General features: G+C 37.2%; 22 protein-coding genes. 12 read left to right on the top strand and 10 right to left on the bottom strand.

Annotated features, from left to right (window positions below; all coding sequences use genetic code 11):
* Positions 1–3 precede the first annotated feature (3 nt).
* Together fbp and MBBTH_RS08140 are read left to right on the top strand one after the other, a co-directional pair.
* Entirely contained in the window at positions 4–1,101 is a 1,098-nt protein-coding gene (fbp, locus tag MBBTH_RS08145) for a fructose-1,6-bisphosphate aldolase/phosphatase (RefSeq protein ID WP_116592552.1), read from the top strand.
* A 200-nt stretch (positions 1,102–1,301) separates the two neighbouring features.
* Positions 1,302–2,144, top strand: a complete 843-nt coding sequence (locus MBBTH_RS08140) for a hypothetical protein (protein ID WP_116592551.1) — start codon at positions 1,302–1,304, stop codon at positions 2,142–2,144.
* 3 nt (positions 2,145–2,147) lie between these two features.
* On the opposite strand, the gene MBBTH_RS08135 is transcribed toward MBBTH_RS08140, so the two are convergent.
* On the bottom strand, positions 2,148–2,387 hold the full coding sequence (locus tag MBBTH_RS08135; RefSeq protein WP_116592550.1) for a DUF3781 domain-containing protein: 240 nt from the start codon (positions 2,385–2,387) through the stop codon (positions 2,148–2,150).
* Positions 2,388–2,460: 73 nt separating this feature from the next.
* Between MBBTH_RS08135 and MBBTH_RS08130 the strand changes: the two genes are divergently transcribed.
* Both MBBTH_RS08130 and MBBTH_RS08125 read left to right on the top strand, forming a co-directional pair.
* Positions 2,461–3,570 (top strand): ABC transporter permease, encoded by a 1,110-nt coding sequence (locus MBBTH_RS08130; protein ID WP_116592549.1) that lies wholly within the window; start codon positions 2,461–2,463, stop codon positions 3,568–3,570.
* 9 nt (positions 3,571–3,579) lie between these two features.
* A complete protein-coding gene (locus tag MBBTH_RS08125; protein ID WP_116592548.1) occupies positions 3,580–4,278 on the top strand; it encodes an ABC transporter ATP-binding protein in 699 nt (232 codons plus the stop codon).
* Between the two features lie 32 nt (positions 4,279–4,310).
* Here the strand turns inward: MBBTH_RS08125 and MBBTH_RS08120 are convergent, their stop codons facing one another.
* On the bottom strand, positions 4,311–4,736 hold the full coding sequence (locus MBBTH_RS08120; protein ID WP_165814049.1) for a hypothetical protein: 426 nt from the start codon (positions 4,734–4,736) through the stop codon (positions 4,311–4,313).
* Positions 4,737–5,027: 291 nt separating this feature from the next.
* On the opposite strand from MBBTH_RS08120, the gene MBBTH_RS08110 reads away from it, so the two are divergent.
* Positions 5,028–5,270 carry a hypothetical protein gene (locus tag MBBTH_RS08110; protein ID WP_116592545.1) on the top strand — a complete coding sequence of 81 codons (243 nt, stop codon included), beginning with the start codon at positions 5,028–5,030 and terminating at the stop codon, positions 5,268–5,270.
* Positions 5,267–5,680: a PIN domain-containing protein gene (locus MBBTH_RS08105; RefSeq protein WP_116592544.1), complete on the top strand. Its 414-nt coding sequence runs from the start codon at positions 5,267–5,269 to the stop codon at positions 5,678–5,680. Before MBBTH_RS08110 ends, MBBTH_RS08105 begins: the two co-directional genes overlap by 4 nt.
* Positions 5,681–5,753: 73 nt before the next feature.
* Here MBBTH_RS08105 and MBBTH_RS08100 read toward each other — a convergent pair whose 3' ends face one another.
* Both MBBTH_RS08100 and pgsA read right to left on the bottom strand, forming a co-directional pair.
* Entirely contained in the window at positions 5,754–5,996 is a 243-nt protein-coding gene (locus tag MBBTH_RS08100; RefSeq protein ID WP_116592543.1) for a DUF357 domain-containing protein, read from the bottom strand.
* Positions 5,993–6,559 carry an archaetidylinositol phosphate synthase gene (gene pgsA, locus MBBTH_RS08095; RefSeq protein WP_116592542.1) on the bottom strand — a complete coding sequence of 189 codons (567 nt, stop codon included), beginning with the start codon at positions 6,557–6,559 and terminating at the stop codon, positions 5,993–5,995. Before pgsA ends, MBBTH_RS08100 begins: the two co-directional genes overlap by 4 nt.
* Before the next feature lie 36 nt (positions 6,560–6,595).
* Here pgsA and MBBTH_RS08090 point away from each other — a divergent pair, with 36 nt between their 5' ends.
* Positions 6,596–7,177, top strand: coding sequence for an L-threonylcarbamoyladenylate synthase (locus MBBTH_RS08090; protein ID WP_116592541.1), 582 nt, complete (start codon positions 6,596–6,598; stop codon positions 7,175–7,177).
* 3 nt (positions 7,178–7,180) lie between these two features.
* On the opposite strand, the gene MBBTH_RS08085 is transcribed toward MBBTH_RS08090, so the two are convergent.
* A complete protein-coding gene (locus tag MBBTH_RS08085; protein WP_116592540.1) occupies positions 7,181–8,050 on the bottom strand; it encodes a thioester domain-containing protein in 870 nt (289 codons plus the stop codon).
* 509 nt (positions 8,051–8,559) lie between these two features.
* On the opposite strand from MBBTH_RS08085, the gene MBBTH_RS08080 reads away from it, so the two are divergent.
* From MBBTH_RS08080 to MBBTH_RS08060, 5 genes are all read left to right on the top strand, one after another.
* On the top strand, positions 8,560–8,931 hold the full coding sequence (locus MBBTH_RS08080) for a winged helix-turn-helix transcriptional regulator (RefSeq protein ID WP_116592539.1): 372 nt from the start codon (positions 8,560–8,562) through the stop codon (positions 8,929–8,931).
* A 97-nt stretch (positions 8,932–9,028) separates the two neighbouring features.
* The gene (radB, locus tag MBBTH_RS08075; RefSeq protein WP_116592538.1) at positions 9,029–9,733 is read left to right on the top strand and encodes a DNA repair and recombination protein RadB; all 705 of its coding nucleotides are present in this window, start codon (positions 9,029–9,031) and stop codon (positions 9,731–9,733) included.
* 59 nt (positions 9,734–9,792) lie between these two features.
* On the top strand, positions 9,793–10,968 hold the full coding sequence (locus MBBTH_RS08070; protein ID WP_116592537.1) for a pyridoxal phosphate-dependent aminotransferase: 1,176 nt from the start codon (positions 9,793–9,795) through the stop codon (positions 10,966–10,968).
* 6 nt (positions 10,969–10,974) lie between these two features.
* Complete coding sequence (locus MBBTH_RS08065) at positions 10,975–11,691, top strand: 4Fe-4S binding protein (protein WP_116592536.1); 717 nt, start codon at positions 10,975–10,977, stop codon at positions 11,689–11,691.
* A complete protein-coding gene (locus tag MBBTH_RS08060; protein ID WP_116592535.1) occupies positions 11,688–12,065 on the top strand; it encodes a putative zinc-binding protein in 378 nt (125 codons plus the stop codon). Before MBBTH_RS08065 ends, MBBTH_RS08060 begins: the two co-directional genes overlap by 4 nt.
* Here MBBTH_RS08060 and MBBTH_RS08055 read toward each other — a convergent pair.
* From MBBTH_RS08055 to MBBTH_RS08035, 5 genes are read right to left on the bottom strand one after another with little or no spacing between them, the layout of a single operon-like run.
* Positions 12,051–12,611 (bottom strand): FeGP cofactor biosynthesis protein HcgF family protein, encoded by a 561-nt coding sequence (locus MBBTH_RS08055; RefSeq protein WP_116592534.1) that lies wholly within the window; start codon positions 12,609–12,611, stop codon positions 12,051–12,053. The genes MBBTH_RS08060 and MBBTH_RS08055 overlap by 15 nt on opposite strands.
* Positions 12,604–13,254 carry a hypothetical protein gene (locus MBBTH_RS08050; protein WP_116592533.1) on the bottom strand — a complete coding sequence of 217 codons (651 nt, stop codon included), beginning with the start codon at positions 13,252–13,254 and terminating at the stop codon, positions 12,604–12,606. The genes MBBTH_RS08055 and MBBTH_RS08050 overlap by 8 nt, the downstream gene beginning before the upstream one ends.
* Positions 13,251–13,949, bottom strand: a complete 699-nt coding sequence (locus tag MBBTH_RS08045; RefSeq protein WP_116592532.1) for a Nif3-like dinuclear metal center hexameric protein — start codon at positions 13,947–13,949, stop codon at positions 13,251–13,253. Before MBBTH_RS08045 ends, MBBTH_RS08050 begins: the two co-directional genes overlap by 4 nt.
* A complete protein-coding gene (locus tag MBBTH_RS08040) occupies positions 13,950–14,735 on the bottom strand; it encodes an SAM-dependent methyltransferase HcgC family protein (protein ID WP_116592531.1) in 786 nt (261 codons plus the stop codon).
* Entirely contained in the window at positions 14,732–15,214 is a 483-nt protein-coding gene (locus MBBTH_RS08035) for a DUF3236 domain-containing protein (protein ID WP_116592530.1), read from the bottom strand. Before MBBTH_RS08035 ends, MBBTH_RS08040 begins: the two co-directional genes overlap by 4 nt.
* Between the last annotated feature and the right edge of the window lie 16 nt (positions 15,215–15,230).

The following is a 15,230-nucleotide window of genomic DNA, read 5'->3' as shown; positions in this document are numbered from 1 at the left end:
AAAATGAAAACTACTGTTAGTGTAATTAAAGCTGATATCGGAAGTGTGTCCGGACACTGTGTCGCACACCCTGATTTAATGGAAATTTGTGACGAAGTTTTAGCTGACGCATTAGAAGCAGGTATCATAAAAGATTACTATGTTTCCCGTTGCGGAGACGACATAGACTTAATCATGACCCACGACAAAGGGGTAGAAAACGAAGAAGTACACAAAACCGCATATGACGCATTCATGAAAGCTACCGAAAGGGCACGTGAATTAAAATTATACGGTGCAGGTCAAGACTTGTTATCCGATACCTTCTCTGGAAACATCAAAGGTATGGGACCTGGTGTCGCTGAAATGGAATTCGAAGAAAGGCCATCCGACCCTGTTTTAGTATTCTGCTGTGACAAAACCGAACCTGGTGCATTCAACTTACCAGTATTCAGAATGTTCGCAGACCCATTCAACACTGCAGGATTAGTTATTGACCCATCATTACATGATGGATTCAAATTTGAAGTATTCGATGTAATCGAACACAGAAAAGTTATCCTTAACTGTCCTGAAGAAATGTACGACTTGCTTGCATTAATTGGTTCCACCGGAAGATACGTAATCAAAAGAGTATGGAAGAAAAACGGTGAAATCGCAGCTGCAATAAGTACTGAAAGGTTAAACTTAATGGCTGGAGAATACGTTGGTAAAGACGACCCAGTATGTATCGTAAGAGCACAATCTGGTTTCCCTGCTAACGGTGAATGTGTAGATCCATTTGCATTCCCACACATGGTAAGTGGATGGATGAGAGGATCCCACAACGGTCCAATGATGCCGGTATCTGAAATGGAAGCAAACCCAATCAGATTCGACGGACCACCTAGAGTAGTAGGATTAGGTTTCCAAGTAGCTAACGGTGAATTGATCGGACCAGTCGACTTATTTGACGACCCTGCATTCGACCCAACCCGTGAACAAGCTGCTAAAATCGCAACTTACATCAGAAGACACGGTCCATTCGAACCTCACAGATTACCTGCTGAAGAAATGGAATACACTTCACTTCCTGGTGTAATGGAAAAATTAGAATCCAGATTTGAAGACATGGATGAATAAATTTAAAAGAGATTTATAATCTCTTCTTTTTTTTTACTTTTTTTAACATTTAAGACTTTTTTGAACTATTCTGAGAACTCTTTAAACGAACCCACAAGAATTGACTAATCATCATTCAAAAACAAAATCTTCACACCAATTTCGAGGCATCAAAAAAATTTTTAATAATGACTTTCATAAATAATATAAGGTGAATTGAATTGGAAAACTGGTTTATGTCAACAACCGTGGTGCGCATACTTATTGAAATCATATTATTTTTAATTTTAACGGCGGTTGGAGCATTCATTGTTAAAAAAAGACCCATAACTAAAAATAAATATTTTAATTTGAATGAGTATCTTCCGGAGGAGGAAGTTCACACATTGCGTCAGGTAGCTTATTTGGCACTGATGACTGCATGTTTCATTAATGTGATGTATACATTAATATATGTGAATATGGACACCTTTTATTTTGCAATATTGGATGTCACTCTTTCACTTTATATTGCAGCAACAATCGATAAAAGCACAACCGTACATAAACTGATTTTACTGTTGTTGGTTCCTTATGGAGCTTTGCATTATCTGTTATTCGGCACTCCACTGGTAGGTTTTATAGATTTGATTCATATTCCTGTCTTCCTATACTTCATGAAATATTATTTTGATAAATTTGATGAATACACTGAATTGCATACCTTGGGAATAGGTGTCATCTTATTGTATGCAATAGTCTTTTTCAGTTTCATCATCACATCAATTGTAGAAACGAAAACTCCTTTAGATGCAATCGTTATGGTTTCCAATGCATTTACCAGTAACGGTTATGCAGTGCTGGGACATTCTGAAGTTGGAAAAGTAAACAGTATGGTATTGGCTTGGATGGGTTTTATCATTTCAGGTGCAGGTACCGCAACATTGACTGCAGCCATTCTAAAGAGGCAATTTAAAGGCAAACTTAAAGATTATGATGACAGATTTGAGGATTTGAATAACAAATTCGATGAGGTTAACGATAACCTTGAAAAGTTAGAAGAATTGATTAAGAAGAATAATTGAAACCTATTTTTTATGGGCTGTGATTATTGTAAAGCTGCTTGAATTAATTGTTATTATGCAGTCGTCAACATCAACGTAGTAATTTTTACCTTCTTTGTTGACAATTGAATTGTCCTGTTTTAATTTTGAAATGCAGTAGCTTACGGGCTCCTCATCAATTCCCAGATTCTTCTGAATCCTTCCAATGCCCATTTCTGTTGTGTGGATTTTTTCAACGTTTTCTAAAAGTACTTTCTTGTGCATTTCAATACCTCATTTTTGCATCTTAATCAATGCCGTGATTAGTTATTTATATATTACACTACTATTTAGTATTATGTCATTTTTAAAATTTATTCTTAAAAATCCATTCAGGAGAAAGAACAGTGCAATACTTGCCATTGTGGGCATCGCAATAGGCATCATTGTCATTGTGGCTCTTGGTGGAATCACAGACGGTTTGGTAAATACCTTTGAGGATACAATCCATGCAGGGGGTGCCGACTTTTCGATTTCAGGAAAGGAAACTGGGGATTCGGCCTATGGGACAAACACCATAGACGCCTCATGGACAGACAAGATTGCAGCCGTTGAAGGTGTGGATGAGGCCTATCCGATTTATGTCGTTTTGACATCAGTCGGTGACGATTACATGAATACTCTGATCGGAATCGACCCTGCAGGCACAACATTGGCAGACATCTCAATGAAGGATGGTAGGATATTTGAAGACGATGCCAATGAAGTAATCCTCGGTGAGATATATGCTGAGGATAATGATTACAAGGTTGGAGACACCATTGAAGTGGACGGCGAGGAATTTGAGGTTGTCGGAATCTATGAAACCGGAGACTCAAACATGGCCGGCGGAGTGTTCACATCAATCTCCAAGGTCGGAGAGCTGATGGATGATGAGGATTCAATCTCAAACATCTACGTCAAGGTCGAAAAGGGTGTGGACGCTCAGGAAGTGGCTGACAGAATTGACGCCAAATACGGTGACAACATAACAACTATCACATCAGTCATGGAGATGACCCAAATGGCGGACATGCTCAATATGCTTCAGGCATCAACATGGGCGATTTCACTTCTTGCAATCATTGTAGGGGGACTAGGAATCATCAACACAATGCTCATGTCAGTATTTGAAAGGACAAGAGAAATTGGCGTTCTGAAGGCTGTCGGATGGTCGGATAAGAGAATTCTTGGTATGATTGTGGGCGAGTCATTGGTAATCACAATCGTATCCGCAATTATAGGTTCCCTAATAGGATTTGGGGCATGCACTCTTTTGGCTCCTCAAATGGGAATAGACCCGCTGTTCACTCCAAAGATATTTATCCAGGCGTTTTCAATAGCTATTGTGGTTGGAATCATAGGTGGAATTTATCCGGCGATAAAAGCGGTCAAGCTTCCTCCAACAGAGGCATTGAGGTATGAGTGAGGTGGAAAAATGAATGCGGTAGAAATTAAAGATTTGTATAAAAGCTATGAAGGCGGTAAAATCAAGGCATTGAACGGCATAAACCTCACAATTGGGGACGGAGAATTCGTGTCAATCATAGGTCCTTCAGGTTCCGGAAAGTCAACATTGTTGAACATGCTCGGAGCATTGGATGTTCCGGATTCAGGATCCATCAACGTTGCAGGCCAGGACCTGAACTCATCCAAAAAGCTCAATGAGTTTCGGGCAGAAAGCATAGGATTCATTTTCCAGCTGCACAACCTGATTCCAAACATTTCCGTTGTGGAAAACATTGAAATTCCGATGTTCACACAAAAGCTGTCCTCCAAGGAGATGAGATCAAGGGCATTGAAGCTGCTCGATGATGTCGGTCTCGGGGACAAGGCGGACATAAAGCCGAACAAGCTGTCCGGCGGTGAACGTCAAAGGGTGGCAATCGCCCGTGCACTTGCCAACAACCCATCAATTATATTGGCGGATGAACCAACAGGATCACTGGATTCAAAGACAAGTAGCAAAATCCTTAAGCAACTAATCGATTTGCACGAAGACAAGAACGTGACACTGATAATTGTAACTCACGATATGGATGTTGCCAAACTTGCAGACAGAGTTATCGAAGTTTTGGATGGTGAGATAATATCTGCCGGTGATGATTCCCTGATAAATAGTAAAATTGATGTGTAGATGGAATTTATATCCATCATCCTTTTTTTATTTTAGTCGACAAGATTGTCTATCTTGTCAAAAAGTTCATGACAGTTTTCAAAGAGAGTTCTGATTTCCTCATCATTTTTGGATGTTAGGACTATCTTAAGCCTTTTTTCATCTCTAAAGATTTTCATCTGGTCTGACTCATCTTGACCATCAAATGCATCAAGGATTAATGATTCGATTTCATTATATGTGTCTTCAGTTAAGTTGTGCATCCTATTGTGGTTTAACAGGTTCATCGCATGAATAAGTCCGTTTTCTTGCCTGTCAATGCAGGTGGACAGTCTGATCTTGGTGTCCATGTAATAAGGCGCCTCTATCTTGTCCCGGCGTAGCACGATTGAAATCTTTGATATCAAATGGTCGTCATCGCAATTCTCATTAATGAATTTAATCAGTTGAAACTGTTTTATATTGGCACTTTTATTCATGAAAGTCATGATAATATATTATTTTTAAAAATATTTAAGTTTAATGTAGTTAATGGGGGCAATATTCATTTAAATGGTGGAGAAGTAGTTTGGATAGCTGATGGTTGTATTGATTTTCATAATCTATGTTGTCAATAGCGGATATTGTATATATGCTGCTCCAAAATATTTTTTCATCATTCACGTTGTTATTTAAAAACTTTTAATTAGTGACTTTATTATTTTTCAGATAACTTTATATTATCTGAAAATATAATATTAATTGAATAAAGTTAATGGAGTCTGAATATTATGGATAATATAATTGCAACAACCACTTTATATAAAAATTATCAGTTAGCTATCCCTAAGGCTGTGCGTAATAAACTAACAGATTTAACTATTGATGATACAGTCATTGATTGGTCTATTAATGAAAATGATGAAATTGTAATCAAACCAAGAAAAAAAGTAAGTCTGGATGATGTTTTAGGCATAATTGAAGATGATGATTCTAGAGATGCTGTCGAACTAAAAAGGAGTTTATACAAATGAAAATTTTATTGGACTCATCGTTTATCATTGCAATATTTAGAAAAAATGACCCTCTACATCAAAGAGCAATAGAAAACAAGGAAATTTTAGATAATGATTGCTATATTTCAAATGGGATAGTATCTGAAGTAATAACAATACTTGGCCAAAAAACAAAGGATATTGCATTAGTTAGACTAGTATATAACTATATGAAAGATAATTTCACAATCATCAATGAATCAGACATTAACATGTACAGTGACAATGTTTTTGCAATCTTTGAAAAATACAATAAAAACAAATTCAAATTAGGATTTATAGACTGTTCAGAAGTTGTAATATATGAATATTATAATTTAGATTATGTTGCAAGTTTTGATGAGGAATTTAAGCTATTTGATGAAATTAATTTAATGGACTTAAAATAAGAAGATTTAATTAGGATTTGATAATTTAGTTAACATGTTTAAAATAAGTTAATTCAAATTCAAAAAAAAATAGTTAGATGATTCCGTGAATCATCCTTAAGGCATCAAGCAAGCCGTGACTGTATTCTATACATCCGAATGCAGTCCTCATGTCCTCTTTTTCAAGATAGTATTTTGAATCGTTCCAGTAGTCAATTGCCCTGTCATAGACTTCCTTTTCCTTTCCAACAAACTCAATGTGAGCCACCTGATTAAGGTTCCTTTCCAGTTTTGCAATGTCCTTTGCTATCTTTTCCGGGCTTTCCAGTTCAGTCATTTCAATTGCCTCCAAACATGTACGATTCTTTGTCCAACGGTAAAGTATGATAGGATTACTAGTAAGTAAATAACGTATGTAAAGTAGATGTCGCCTGCAAAGTAACCGATTATTGCTCCGACCATCAGGATTATCATACGGACTGCCCTTTCGGCAATTCCGATGTTGCACTCTGCCCCTTGGGATTCCGCCCTTGCACGAACGTAACTGACGGTTATCGCAGAGTGTATTGCCAAAACACCTACAAACCAGTCGCAGTATCCTCCGAATATGATTCCGATATAGATTATCGCATCAGCGAACCGATCCATTGTTGAGTCAAGGAATGCGCCGAATGGGGACGCCCTGTCATGGTATCTTGCAACGGCTCCGTCAACAACATCCAGAAATCCTGAAAACAGTATTGCAATACAGCCCAAAATCAGGTTATGATTTGCAAATCCATAGGCTGCAAGAACCGCAACGAATGGGGAGATCACTGTTACAATGTTGGGATTTATGTTCAGATTTCTAGCGAGTGGATTCAATATCTTTGTCAATAATGGTCTTAAACTTTGAAGCATAATTATATATAAAGATTTTATCTAATATAAAGTTGAATGAAAGTCTTAAAAACAAGTATTGATAAAATTGATGAGGATATTATTTTTGAAGCCATAAGCGTTTTGTCCGAGGGAGGAGTCATATTATATCCAACCGATACGGTTTATGGGTTGGGAGCCAATATTTTTGATAAAAACGCTGTCAAAAAAGTTTTTGACATAAAGCAAAGAAGTTTTTTAAAACCCCTTTCAATACTTGTCCGTGATGTTGAAAGCATCGATTTGGTTGCTAAGGTGTCATTAAGCCAAAAGCAAACCTTGAACAAATATCTTCCGGGGCCATACACATTCATTCTAAACAAGCGCAAGATCGTCCCTCGAGTCATAACAAGCGGCTTGAGCGATGTTGGCGTCAGGGTCCCCGATTGCGAACTCGCCTGCAGGCTGGCAGGCATATTTCCAATAACTACAACCAGTGCAAATTTGTCTGATGATGAAATGCTGGCAAATCCGGATGAAATTCTGGATCAATTGGACTGTGAGGTTGATTTGGTTATTGATGTCGGCGATTTAAACTCCTCTCACGCATCATCAATCATTGACTTGACCGGCTTTCGCCCAAAAATAATAAGAAAGTAGATATTAATCGTAATATCTAATGTATTTGATTGCCACGATGAATAACAGTATCATCAGCATTATAATTCCAATTGAATGGTTCCTGCCGGTCACATGCTTTGATAGATTCATTATTCCATTCTTTTTTTGTTCATTTTCTGTGCATGGTATGGTCTCGCCAGCTTTGTTGTGTGACTCTTTTTCATGGGTAATGTTTTCATGGTGGGGGGTGGCATTTTGTGATGTTGAATTTTCCATTTGTTCAATCATGGTGTCATTTGTTGTATTGCTTTTTAATATTTCTGGGATTATGTTCCTGTAGATGATTTTGTATATGAAGAAATTCTGATTGTCGGTTTCACCGGATTTCAACACTTTAAAGTCAAAGACCGCCTCGGTTGTATTGTTAATCTTCTTGACTGCTCCGAAATCGGGAATCTCTTTTGTTGAGGATGCACTCCGGATGTTATCGATCAGGTCATAATCCAGTCTCCAGCCATTGAAATCATCTGTGAAATGCCAGATTGTGTGCTGGGTTACGATTTCATCTTTCATCGCATGGTCATAATACTCCACAAAGAATGTCTTAAGGCAATTTCCAACATCTTCGCCGGTATTCCTGTTTGTTGCATATGATGTGTTTTCTGGGCTGAACGAGTCGCCGATTTCGGCTTCATGCTTTCCGTAATTGATGCAGTACCCACGGTATCCGTCTTCAAAGCTAATGTTTATGCATCCGCTTTCAAGGCATTCAACCTTTTCACTATTTCTGCCAATATTCTCATCTTTGGTATTGGCTATGGATATTTCGGTTTCATTCTGAGCGGTTACGAAATTAATGCTCGATGTCACCGATAAGATTATTATTAAAATCATGATAAATGCTTTTTTCAATATTTTCACCTCTATTTGAGTTTGTATTATTGCATTGTCGAAAGGCAGTATATAAAGCTTAGGTAACCTTATGGTAATGTTGGATTTGGGGTAGATGGCGGAATTTTTTGATTTGAACTGTCTTGGGGGATCCATATTTTATTTTAGAGGTTGGAATCGGTTTTGGGCAAGTGTCCAATGCCCTCTCAAAAAATTCCTTTTTGGAAAATCCAATGAATATCTTTGTATGGCTGACTGATTTTTTATGTTTTGATGCATTGCCAATAACTTATTTTCATAGTATCTATTTCAGAGGAAAACTCTTCATCTTCATTTCCAATGTTTATTCTATTGTTTTTTGCCATCTTCTAAAAGTTGAAAGCCATAAATTATGACTTTCAATTCAATCTTAGCTTAAAGGATATATAAAAGCTTTTTGTAACCATTTGGTCACCTTCAAAAAAATAGAAAGATTTATATGCTTTAAAAACAAGTCATTATAACCGACTAATTTTTAGGAGGAAACTATTATGAAAATCACCAAGCATATTAAAACATGTCCTATTGAATTAGTTGTGGACTTATTCAGAAAGAAATGGGTTATTCACATCATTCGTGATCTCTTCTATGGAAAGACAAGATTCAATGAATTCAAAGAAGGAAAACCTGAACTTTCAAATAAGGTTTTAAGTAACTGTTTAAAAGACATGGAAGACAATGGTCTAATCCACAGGGTTGTGGATAAATTCGATAAACGTGACATAAGATATAAATTAACTGATAAGGGCAAATCATTGAACAAAGTGTTGTATGAGATTGCCATGTTAACTGTTGAAAGCGGAAACTACTCAGACAAGCTTAAAGACGAACTGAAAATAAGTTTCAGGGAAAACTTATTGTAATATAAAAAACGAAATTATGCGGGTTTCGGTGTGGGCCCCAACAAAACTATTTTTTAAATTAAAAATTTTTATAATGTATAACAGTCAATATGATATTATGAAAGTATTGGCCAATTTTGAAGACAATCATAAGATTCCATCAAACTCCTCACTTGATGAACTGCTTGAGGGAGGATTTGAAAAAGGCTGTATAACACAGATATATGGTTCCCCAAGTTCAGGTAAGAGTAATGTGGCATTAACACTCGCTGTAAATGTTGCAAAAACAGGTAAAAAAGTAATCTACATGGACACTGAGGGAGGAATCTCAATTGATAGAATCAAACAGATTTCAGGACATTATTTTTCAAATGTGGCCAACAACATAATGGTTTTCGAACCTACTGATTTTATTCAACAAAGTGAAAACCTAAGGTCAATTGACGTGTGGCTTAGAAAACACCATGAAGAAGTGGATCTAATCATATTGGACTCTGCCGTTGCGCTTTACCGTGTTGATGACATGAAATCCTATAAGTTAAGTAAAGAATTGAGAAAACAGATTCAGTTACTGGCATCCATAGCGCGCAAATACGATATTGCTGTTGTAATTACAAATCAAATATATAATCAATTTGATGCTGAAGGAAACAGTGAGGTTAAGGCAGTGGGTGGAGACATAATAGAATACATTAGCAAGGTGATAATCCAATTGGAACGTGGTGATGAGACAAATCAAAGGATTGCTACATTAAAAAGACACAGAAGCTTGCCTGAAGGCAGGAGAATCACTTTTTCAATCACTTCAAATGGTATTGAATAAGATAATTTTATTAACAATTAATTATATATATTTATTTTGGAATTGTTTGAGCTGATAATATGAGGGAAAAGGATTTCGATATTAAAAACCCAAGAAAGAAATTTCAAAAAACCGAAAGAGTACCTCCAGAAGGATATGAGTGCGCTAACGACTTTTTTGAAGATATGTACATGGATGAAGACATGATATGGATGGGACAAAACACCAACCATCTGCACGACGACACAATAGCCGATGCCATGATAGAAGCCATAAAGGAAAAGAATTATTGTAAATATCCTGCCCCAGAAGGATTCAGCGAACTTAAACAATTGATTTTAGATGATTTAGGATTAAAGGATTTGGAAGTGTTATTGACATCAGGCGCAACAGAATCATTATATCTGGTTATGCAAGCTCTCCTGGAGCCTGAAGACAATGTGATATTGTCCGACCCAGGATACTTCATCATAGGGGACTTCGCTAGCCGTTTTGCAGATGAAGCAAGATACGTTCCAATCTATTATGAGGAAAACGATTACAAATTGACTCCTGAACTGTTAAGGCAGAACATGGATGAGAACACCCGTATGGTAATATTGATTGACCCGTTAAACCCATTAGGTTCAGGATACAATGAAGACGAATTGAAGGAATTCGCTGAAATCGCAAAGGAAAATGATTTATACTTATTGCATGACGTAACCTATAAGGACTTTGCCCAAGAGCACTTCAACATGGAGGACTATGCTCCAGGCCAAACCTTGACAATTTACAGCTTTTCAAAAATATTTGGAATGGCAGGATTGAGAATAGGAGGAGTGATTTCCTCAAAACCAATCATAGATTCCATAAAGAACGCTGTGGTCAACGATTTGGGTGTGAATATCATCTCACAATACGGTGCTATTGCAGGTCTCAAGTCAAAGCCTAAATGGTTTGACAGCATGAGAGAAACATGCTTCGAAAATCAAAGGCTAATTAAGGAAATGATTGACCCGATTGAGGGTGTGTTCCTGCCGGTTTACCCTTCACAGGCAAACATGATGGTCATTGACCTGTCAGGTGCGGGAATCGATCCGAAGGTCATGTCAAATTATCTGGTTGAGAAAAAACTGTTCACAAGAGAAGGGGAATACACTTCTGAGGACTTTGGAGACAGATACCTGCGTATAAGTTTCTCAATTCCAACAGAGGAAATCAAAGTCTTTTGTGAAGAATTCCCTAAAGCCGTCGAGGCTTTAAGGACAAAATAGGTTCGTATGAGATTCAGATATCATCAACCTATTCCTAATTTTTATCAAATTGAAAACCCTCACCATCCAAAAACCGCCATCTCCGACGATTTTCTAAATGAGTTTAGGGACATTGCCATCGCATCAAGGTTTGCGGGGTTGAGCTATGCCAAACTGGACGATGAGTTTAAAAGAGAGTGGGATATCGACTGGGACAACATCATAATATTGAAATATGCAATGTCTGATGAAATCCTGAAGATGGAGCCTTCAAAAGAGAAATGCAAGTTGATGGATGAGGAATTCCAGGAGGTAGGGGCAAAAACCTTTGCTCTTGCAGATATTTTGAGGGAAAACGACTTCAGGGCGGATCTGATAAACCCTTTGGATGATCGGGTAAGCCTGAGGGCCATTGCGCTTCAGTCAAATGATGCGGTAATCACAAGAAGCAACATGTGTCTTTTCAAGGAAGGCTTGAACCTCGGATTTTTCATGATTGAGACTTCAATCGAAAACCTGCCGTTCAAATCTGAAAATGATCTGGAATGGGTTCGGGACCAATGTTTAAACTGTGGAGTTTGCATTGAAATGTGTCCTGAAAAGGCATTTGATGAGGATGGAAGGTTTTTAAGGAAATTGTGCACTGCCCATCGTGAAGGATGCAGTGTATGCATTAACTATTGTCCATTTTACAAAAGAGGTTATGAAAAGGTAAAACAAAGATATTTGAGGATGAAAAAATGAGTGATAAAATAGCATTGGTTTCATGTAGTGGATTAAGTCCTTTAGGACTTGTTGTAAGGGCGGCCAGCGTCGAATTGGCACTTGAAAATGATAACATTGTGGCAGCATGCATTACTGAGTATTCTGCACAGCCAAACAATTGCTCACCAATTTTGGATGATGCAAAGATTGTCACAATAACTGGCTGTGGAGACGATTGCGCTTCCGTAATCCTGAATGATAAGGATGTTGGCGTTGTCAAAAACATCGCCGCTGATGCGGTTGTCAAGGCTTACGATTTAAATCCATTGGATGCAGTCAGATTGGATGAGGATGGTGAAAAGGCGGTAGAAATATTAAAAAAATATATTTTAAGGGAATTAGAAAATATTTAATTCGATATTTTCCAAAGATTCGATTTCATCAACTCTATTGTTTAAAAGCAGTAAAAGTATTTCCAATGTTTTCCTAATTCCATTCTGTGACCTTTGAAACAGGCCTTCACTGTTGTTTTCACATAAGTCCGCGTAAACGTCGGTCGTAGTGGAAATTTCATATTCGTCAGTAATTATGCAGATTCCACCATGTCCAATACCTGCTGTTGTTCCAATGGCAATATCGCAATCAGTCAGATCTTTAATGGCATGGGCCATGATTTTGCTAACCTGAAGGTCTCCTTTTTCATCATAAACTTTAATGCCCTTTATTAGTTTATCCGGTTTTGGAGGATTTTTAACATTTAAAATCTTCACAACGGCTTCTATTGTTGGAATGAATAAACTGCATGTCACGCTAAGCTCATTATAATCAAAATCACCATAACTTTCAAGATCTTTCACATATTCCCTTCCAAAATCTCCAGTATAACCTTGAGCTATTGCATGGAGTTCCCTTCCGATTTTTCCCTGGGTAAAACATTCGGCGGTTGCTATCTTAATCATTTTGGTCTCTCAACAGTTTCAATGCATTGATTGTAATGACTTTTGCCACTTCATCTAAAGTATATGGAGTCACAGGTTCATTGTCCCTAATCAGCTTGTTGGTGGTTAAAATCAAATGGTTTTCTGTTATGCCTTGCTTTCTTAACTCTTCAACGGCAGGATTTGATTCGTCATACTCTGAAATGTCTTTTATTTCAATATTCTCATCGCCAAAACCGAATATTCCTGCGGTTCCAATTGTCTTGGCGCCTTTTTTGTGTGCATGCTTTATTATTTTGGCCGCTGTTGGGATGGTGTTTCCTCCGGCAATGACAATAATAACGACATCCCCTTTGACTAAATCAAGATTATCCTCATCAATGTATTCGGGATAGCTTAGGATATTTCTGAATTCTTCCTTATGGGTACAGAGCTGTTTTATGAAATCAGGTTTGTTTTGTCCAATCTCTGCTCCAAGAAGTGTGAAGATCACATCTCCTCCATCAATCTTTTGGCCGTCAAATGCAGCTATTGTCTTTGGACCTCCTCTGTGAACCTGCATCAGGTTTATAGCAATTCTCAAACCTAATCTTCCGCAGCCAACCAAATCGATTCTTCCTTTAGGAACCTGCCTGTCTTCCATTTTTTTAATTTCGTCTGTCATTTTATCACTTCTATCGGTTTTCTGTCAACAATTCCTACGTTTATCTTGAGTTCCTTTAAAATATCTCCAAGTGCATATAGCCCTGGAATTTCACTTTCGTGGTGATTCAAGTCGATTAAAGTAATTCCCAAATTCCTCGCCAGAATGGCGGTTTCCTGTATCAGGTCTCCTGATATTAATATGTCAACATTCTTATTTTTAGCCAATAAAATATATTTGGGATTTTTTAGTCCAAAACCTGAAATTATTCCAATATTTTTGATTAACTTATCATTGTCTATGCTATTTACAATTCTAACGTTGCTAAAGTTATCTAAAATTTGTCTTTTCAATTCAATGAACTTCTGATTTGTTCTGCAAATCCTTCCGATACCGGTTTCATCATCAAAACAATCCGAAACTTCCAGTTTCAGTGCTTTTGCCAGTGCATCATTGGCTCCGCCATCGATTATGTCCCAATTTGAATGTATTGTGTATGTTGGTGTTTTGGGCACAAATAACGGAGGATGATGAGTTACTATTAAGGTATTTTCATAATCCAAATCATCTTCAGGCAATATGTCCATATAAACTCTAATTGAATTTATCTCCTCGTTTAGATCATAATCTCCTTTAAATCCGACTTCATCATGGTCCAATGCCAATGATGGAGGGATTTTCTCATCTATAAATTCAATTATATCATTAAGTTTCATTTAAATCATTTCTGATGTAATTTTGCTTATCTCTTCGCCAATCAGTTCGTCTAAATCAAAGGGATTTATTGTTGAGACTTTGATTGCATTTACATTTGTCAGTTCAATGAATTTGCTGATGTCCTTTTGCTTGAAAATGACCTCCTCAAAAAATCCCATCTCACAGGCACAATAAAGAACGCCCTCCTTTTCAAGAAACTTGTTCATCAGATTGGTCAAAACGCCAATCGTCAATGTCATGGTTCCTGAGGTTTTTGTATCAATGCCTTTGGTTTTTATAATTGCTTTGTTTTTAGCCTTAACGGCATCTAATCGTTCATGAATGTTATTTTTTTCAGCCAAAAGCTCGTCATTGTCTTCAGCTACAGGATCTTCTATTATGAACGTGTCAACATCAAATTTGGAAGATTGCTCAACATTGATTCCTCCAAATCCGGTTGTGTCTATTACAAAATCTCCTGAATAGATTAAATCCAAATCGGATGAAAAATCAGCATTAGTTATAGGTTTGCCTCCCAAATCGGTATGAAGCAGCTCTTCTAGATGAGGATAAATGTCAATCAACAATATGTTTTTGTATTTTTCACTCAACCTTTTAACGATTCCAACTCCAGTGAAATAAGTCCCGATGACAATTATCTTTTTGTTTTCATCAAAATTCAAGCCTTCAATGTAGTCAAAAACGGCTTTGGATTTTTTATCTATAATTCTGTTGAAAATATCAATCAGTTTGGTTTCGGATTTAATTGTCAGTACTTCTGAGGTTATTCCGGTGTCAACATTCATTTTTCAACCTTCTCAAAACCAATTTTTTCAAGGGCTTCACATGCCTCCTCATAAACGGCCTGTTCTATTGATTTTTTATGAATTACATGTGAAGGTGAAGTTCCGGCGGTCAATATTCTTCCTTTATTGTCAATGAAAATAAGAAGTGATCCTGAGCCCGGAATCCCCAAGCGACCTCTGGCTATTATCAAATCCGCATCGCTTTGGTCAAGCGCCATATATGCTTTTGCAAGGGCAGGAATTCTGCTTGTGTCTGCAGTATTGGTATTAATATGAAGTATTTCTGCTGATGGCAAGTCATATTCGCTTAAAACTTTATTCAGCACTTCCACCTTGATTCCATTCTTGTTTGGGATACAAATCCTTTTCGCATTTTTGATATAATCCTGAATTTCTCTTATTTCTTCAAGTGTATCTCCGAATCTGCAGTTGTTTCTGGATTCTTCAAATGCATTTTTAATCATTCTTTCAAATGCCATGTTATCATATCTTAGA

The sequence above is a fragment of the Methanobrevibacter thaueri genome, assembly GCF_003111625.1.
Classification (GTDB): Archaea; Methanobacteriota; Methanobacteria; order Methanobacteriales; family Methanobacteriaceae; genus Methanocatella; species Methanocatella thaueri.
This window is presented reverse-complemented; position numbering and strand designations above follow the sequence as displayed.

Excerpts from the sequence above, each read along its gene's own strand:
- pgsA (WP_116592542.1), bottom strand. The coding sequence starts at position 6,559 with ATGCTTCAAAGTTTAAGACCATTATTGACAAAGATATTGAATCCACTC.
- MBBTH_RS08090 (WP_116592541.1), top strand. The coding sequence starts at position 6,596 with ATGAAAGTCTTAAAAACAAGTATTGATAAAATTGATGAGGATATTATT.
- MBBTH_RS08080 (WP_116592539.1), top strand. The coding sequence starts at position 8,560 with ATGAAAATCACCAAGCATATTAAAACATGTCCTATTGAATTAGTTGTG.
- MBBTH_RS08055 (WP_116592534.1), bottom strand. The coding sequence starts at position 12,611 with ATGATTAAGATAGCAACCGCCGAATGTTTTACCCAGGGAAAAATCGGA.
- MBBTH_RS08105 (WP_116592544.1), top strand. The coding sequence starts at position 5,267 with ATGAAAATTTTATTGGACTCATCGTTTATCATTGCAATATTTAGAAAA.
- fbp (WP_116592552.1), top strand. The coding sequence starts at position 4 with ATGAAAACTACTGTTAGTGTAATTAAAGCTGATATCGGAAGTGTGTCC.
- MBBTH_RS08045 (WP_116592532.1), bottom strand. The coding sequence starts at position 13,949 with ATGAAACTTAATGATATAATTGAATTTATAGATGAGAAAATCCCTCCA.
- MBBTH_RS08110 (WP_116592545.1), top strand. The coding sequence starts at position 5,028 with ATGGATAATATAATTGCAACAACCACTTTATATAAAAATTATCAGTTA.
- MBBTH_RS08130 (WP_116592549.1), top strand. The coding sequence starts at position 2,461 with ATGTCATTTTTAAAATTTATTCTTAAAAATCCATTCAGGAGAAAGAAC.
- MBBTH_RS08125 (WP_116592548.1), top strand. The coding sequence starts at position 3,580 with ATGAATGCGGTAGAAATTAAAGATTTGTATAAAAGCTATGAAGGCGGT.
- MBBTH_RS08070 (WP_116592537.1), top strand. The coding sequence starts at position 9,793 with ATGAGGGAAAAGGATTTCGATATTAAAAACCCAAGAAAGAAATTTCAA.
- MBBTH_RS08100 (WP_116592543.1), bottom strand. The coding sequence starts at position 5,996 with ATGACTGAACTGGAAAGCCCGGAAAAGATAGCAAAGGACATTGCAAAA.
- MBBTH_RS08120 (WP_165814049.1), bottom strand. The coding sequence starts at position 4,736 with ATGAATAAAAGTGCCAATATAAAACAGTTTCAACTGATTAAATTCATT.
- MBBTH_RS08050 (WP_116592533.1), bottom strand. The coding sequence starts at position 13,254 with ATGACAGACGAAATTAAAAAAATGGAAGACAGGCAGGTTCCTAAAGGA.
- MBBTH_RS08035 (WP_116592530.1), bottom strand. The coding sequence starts at position 15,214 with ATGGCATTTGAAAGAATGATTAAAAATGCATTTGAAGAATCCAGAAAC.
- MBBTH_RS08065 (WP_116592536.1), top strand. The coding sequence starts at position 10,975 with ATGAGATTCAGATATCATCAACCTATTCCTAATTTTTATCAAATTGAA.
- MBBTH_RS08135 (WP_116592550.1), bottom strand. The coding sequence starts at position 2,387 with ATGCACAAGAAAGTACTTTTAGAAAACGTTGAAAAAATCCACACAACA.
- radB (WP_116592538.1), top strand. The coding sequence starts at position 9,029 with ATGAAAGTATTGGCCAATTTTGAAGACAATCATAAGATTCCATCAAAC.
- MBBTH_RS08060 (WP_116592535.1), top strand. The coding sequence starts at position 11,688 with ATGAGTGATAAAATAGCATTGGTTTCATGTAGTGGATTAAGTCCTTTA.
- MBBTH_RS08040 (WP_116592531.1), bottom strand. The coding sequence starts at position 14,735 with ATGAATGTTGACACCGGAATAACCTCAGAAGTACTGACAATTAAATCC.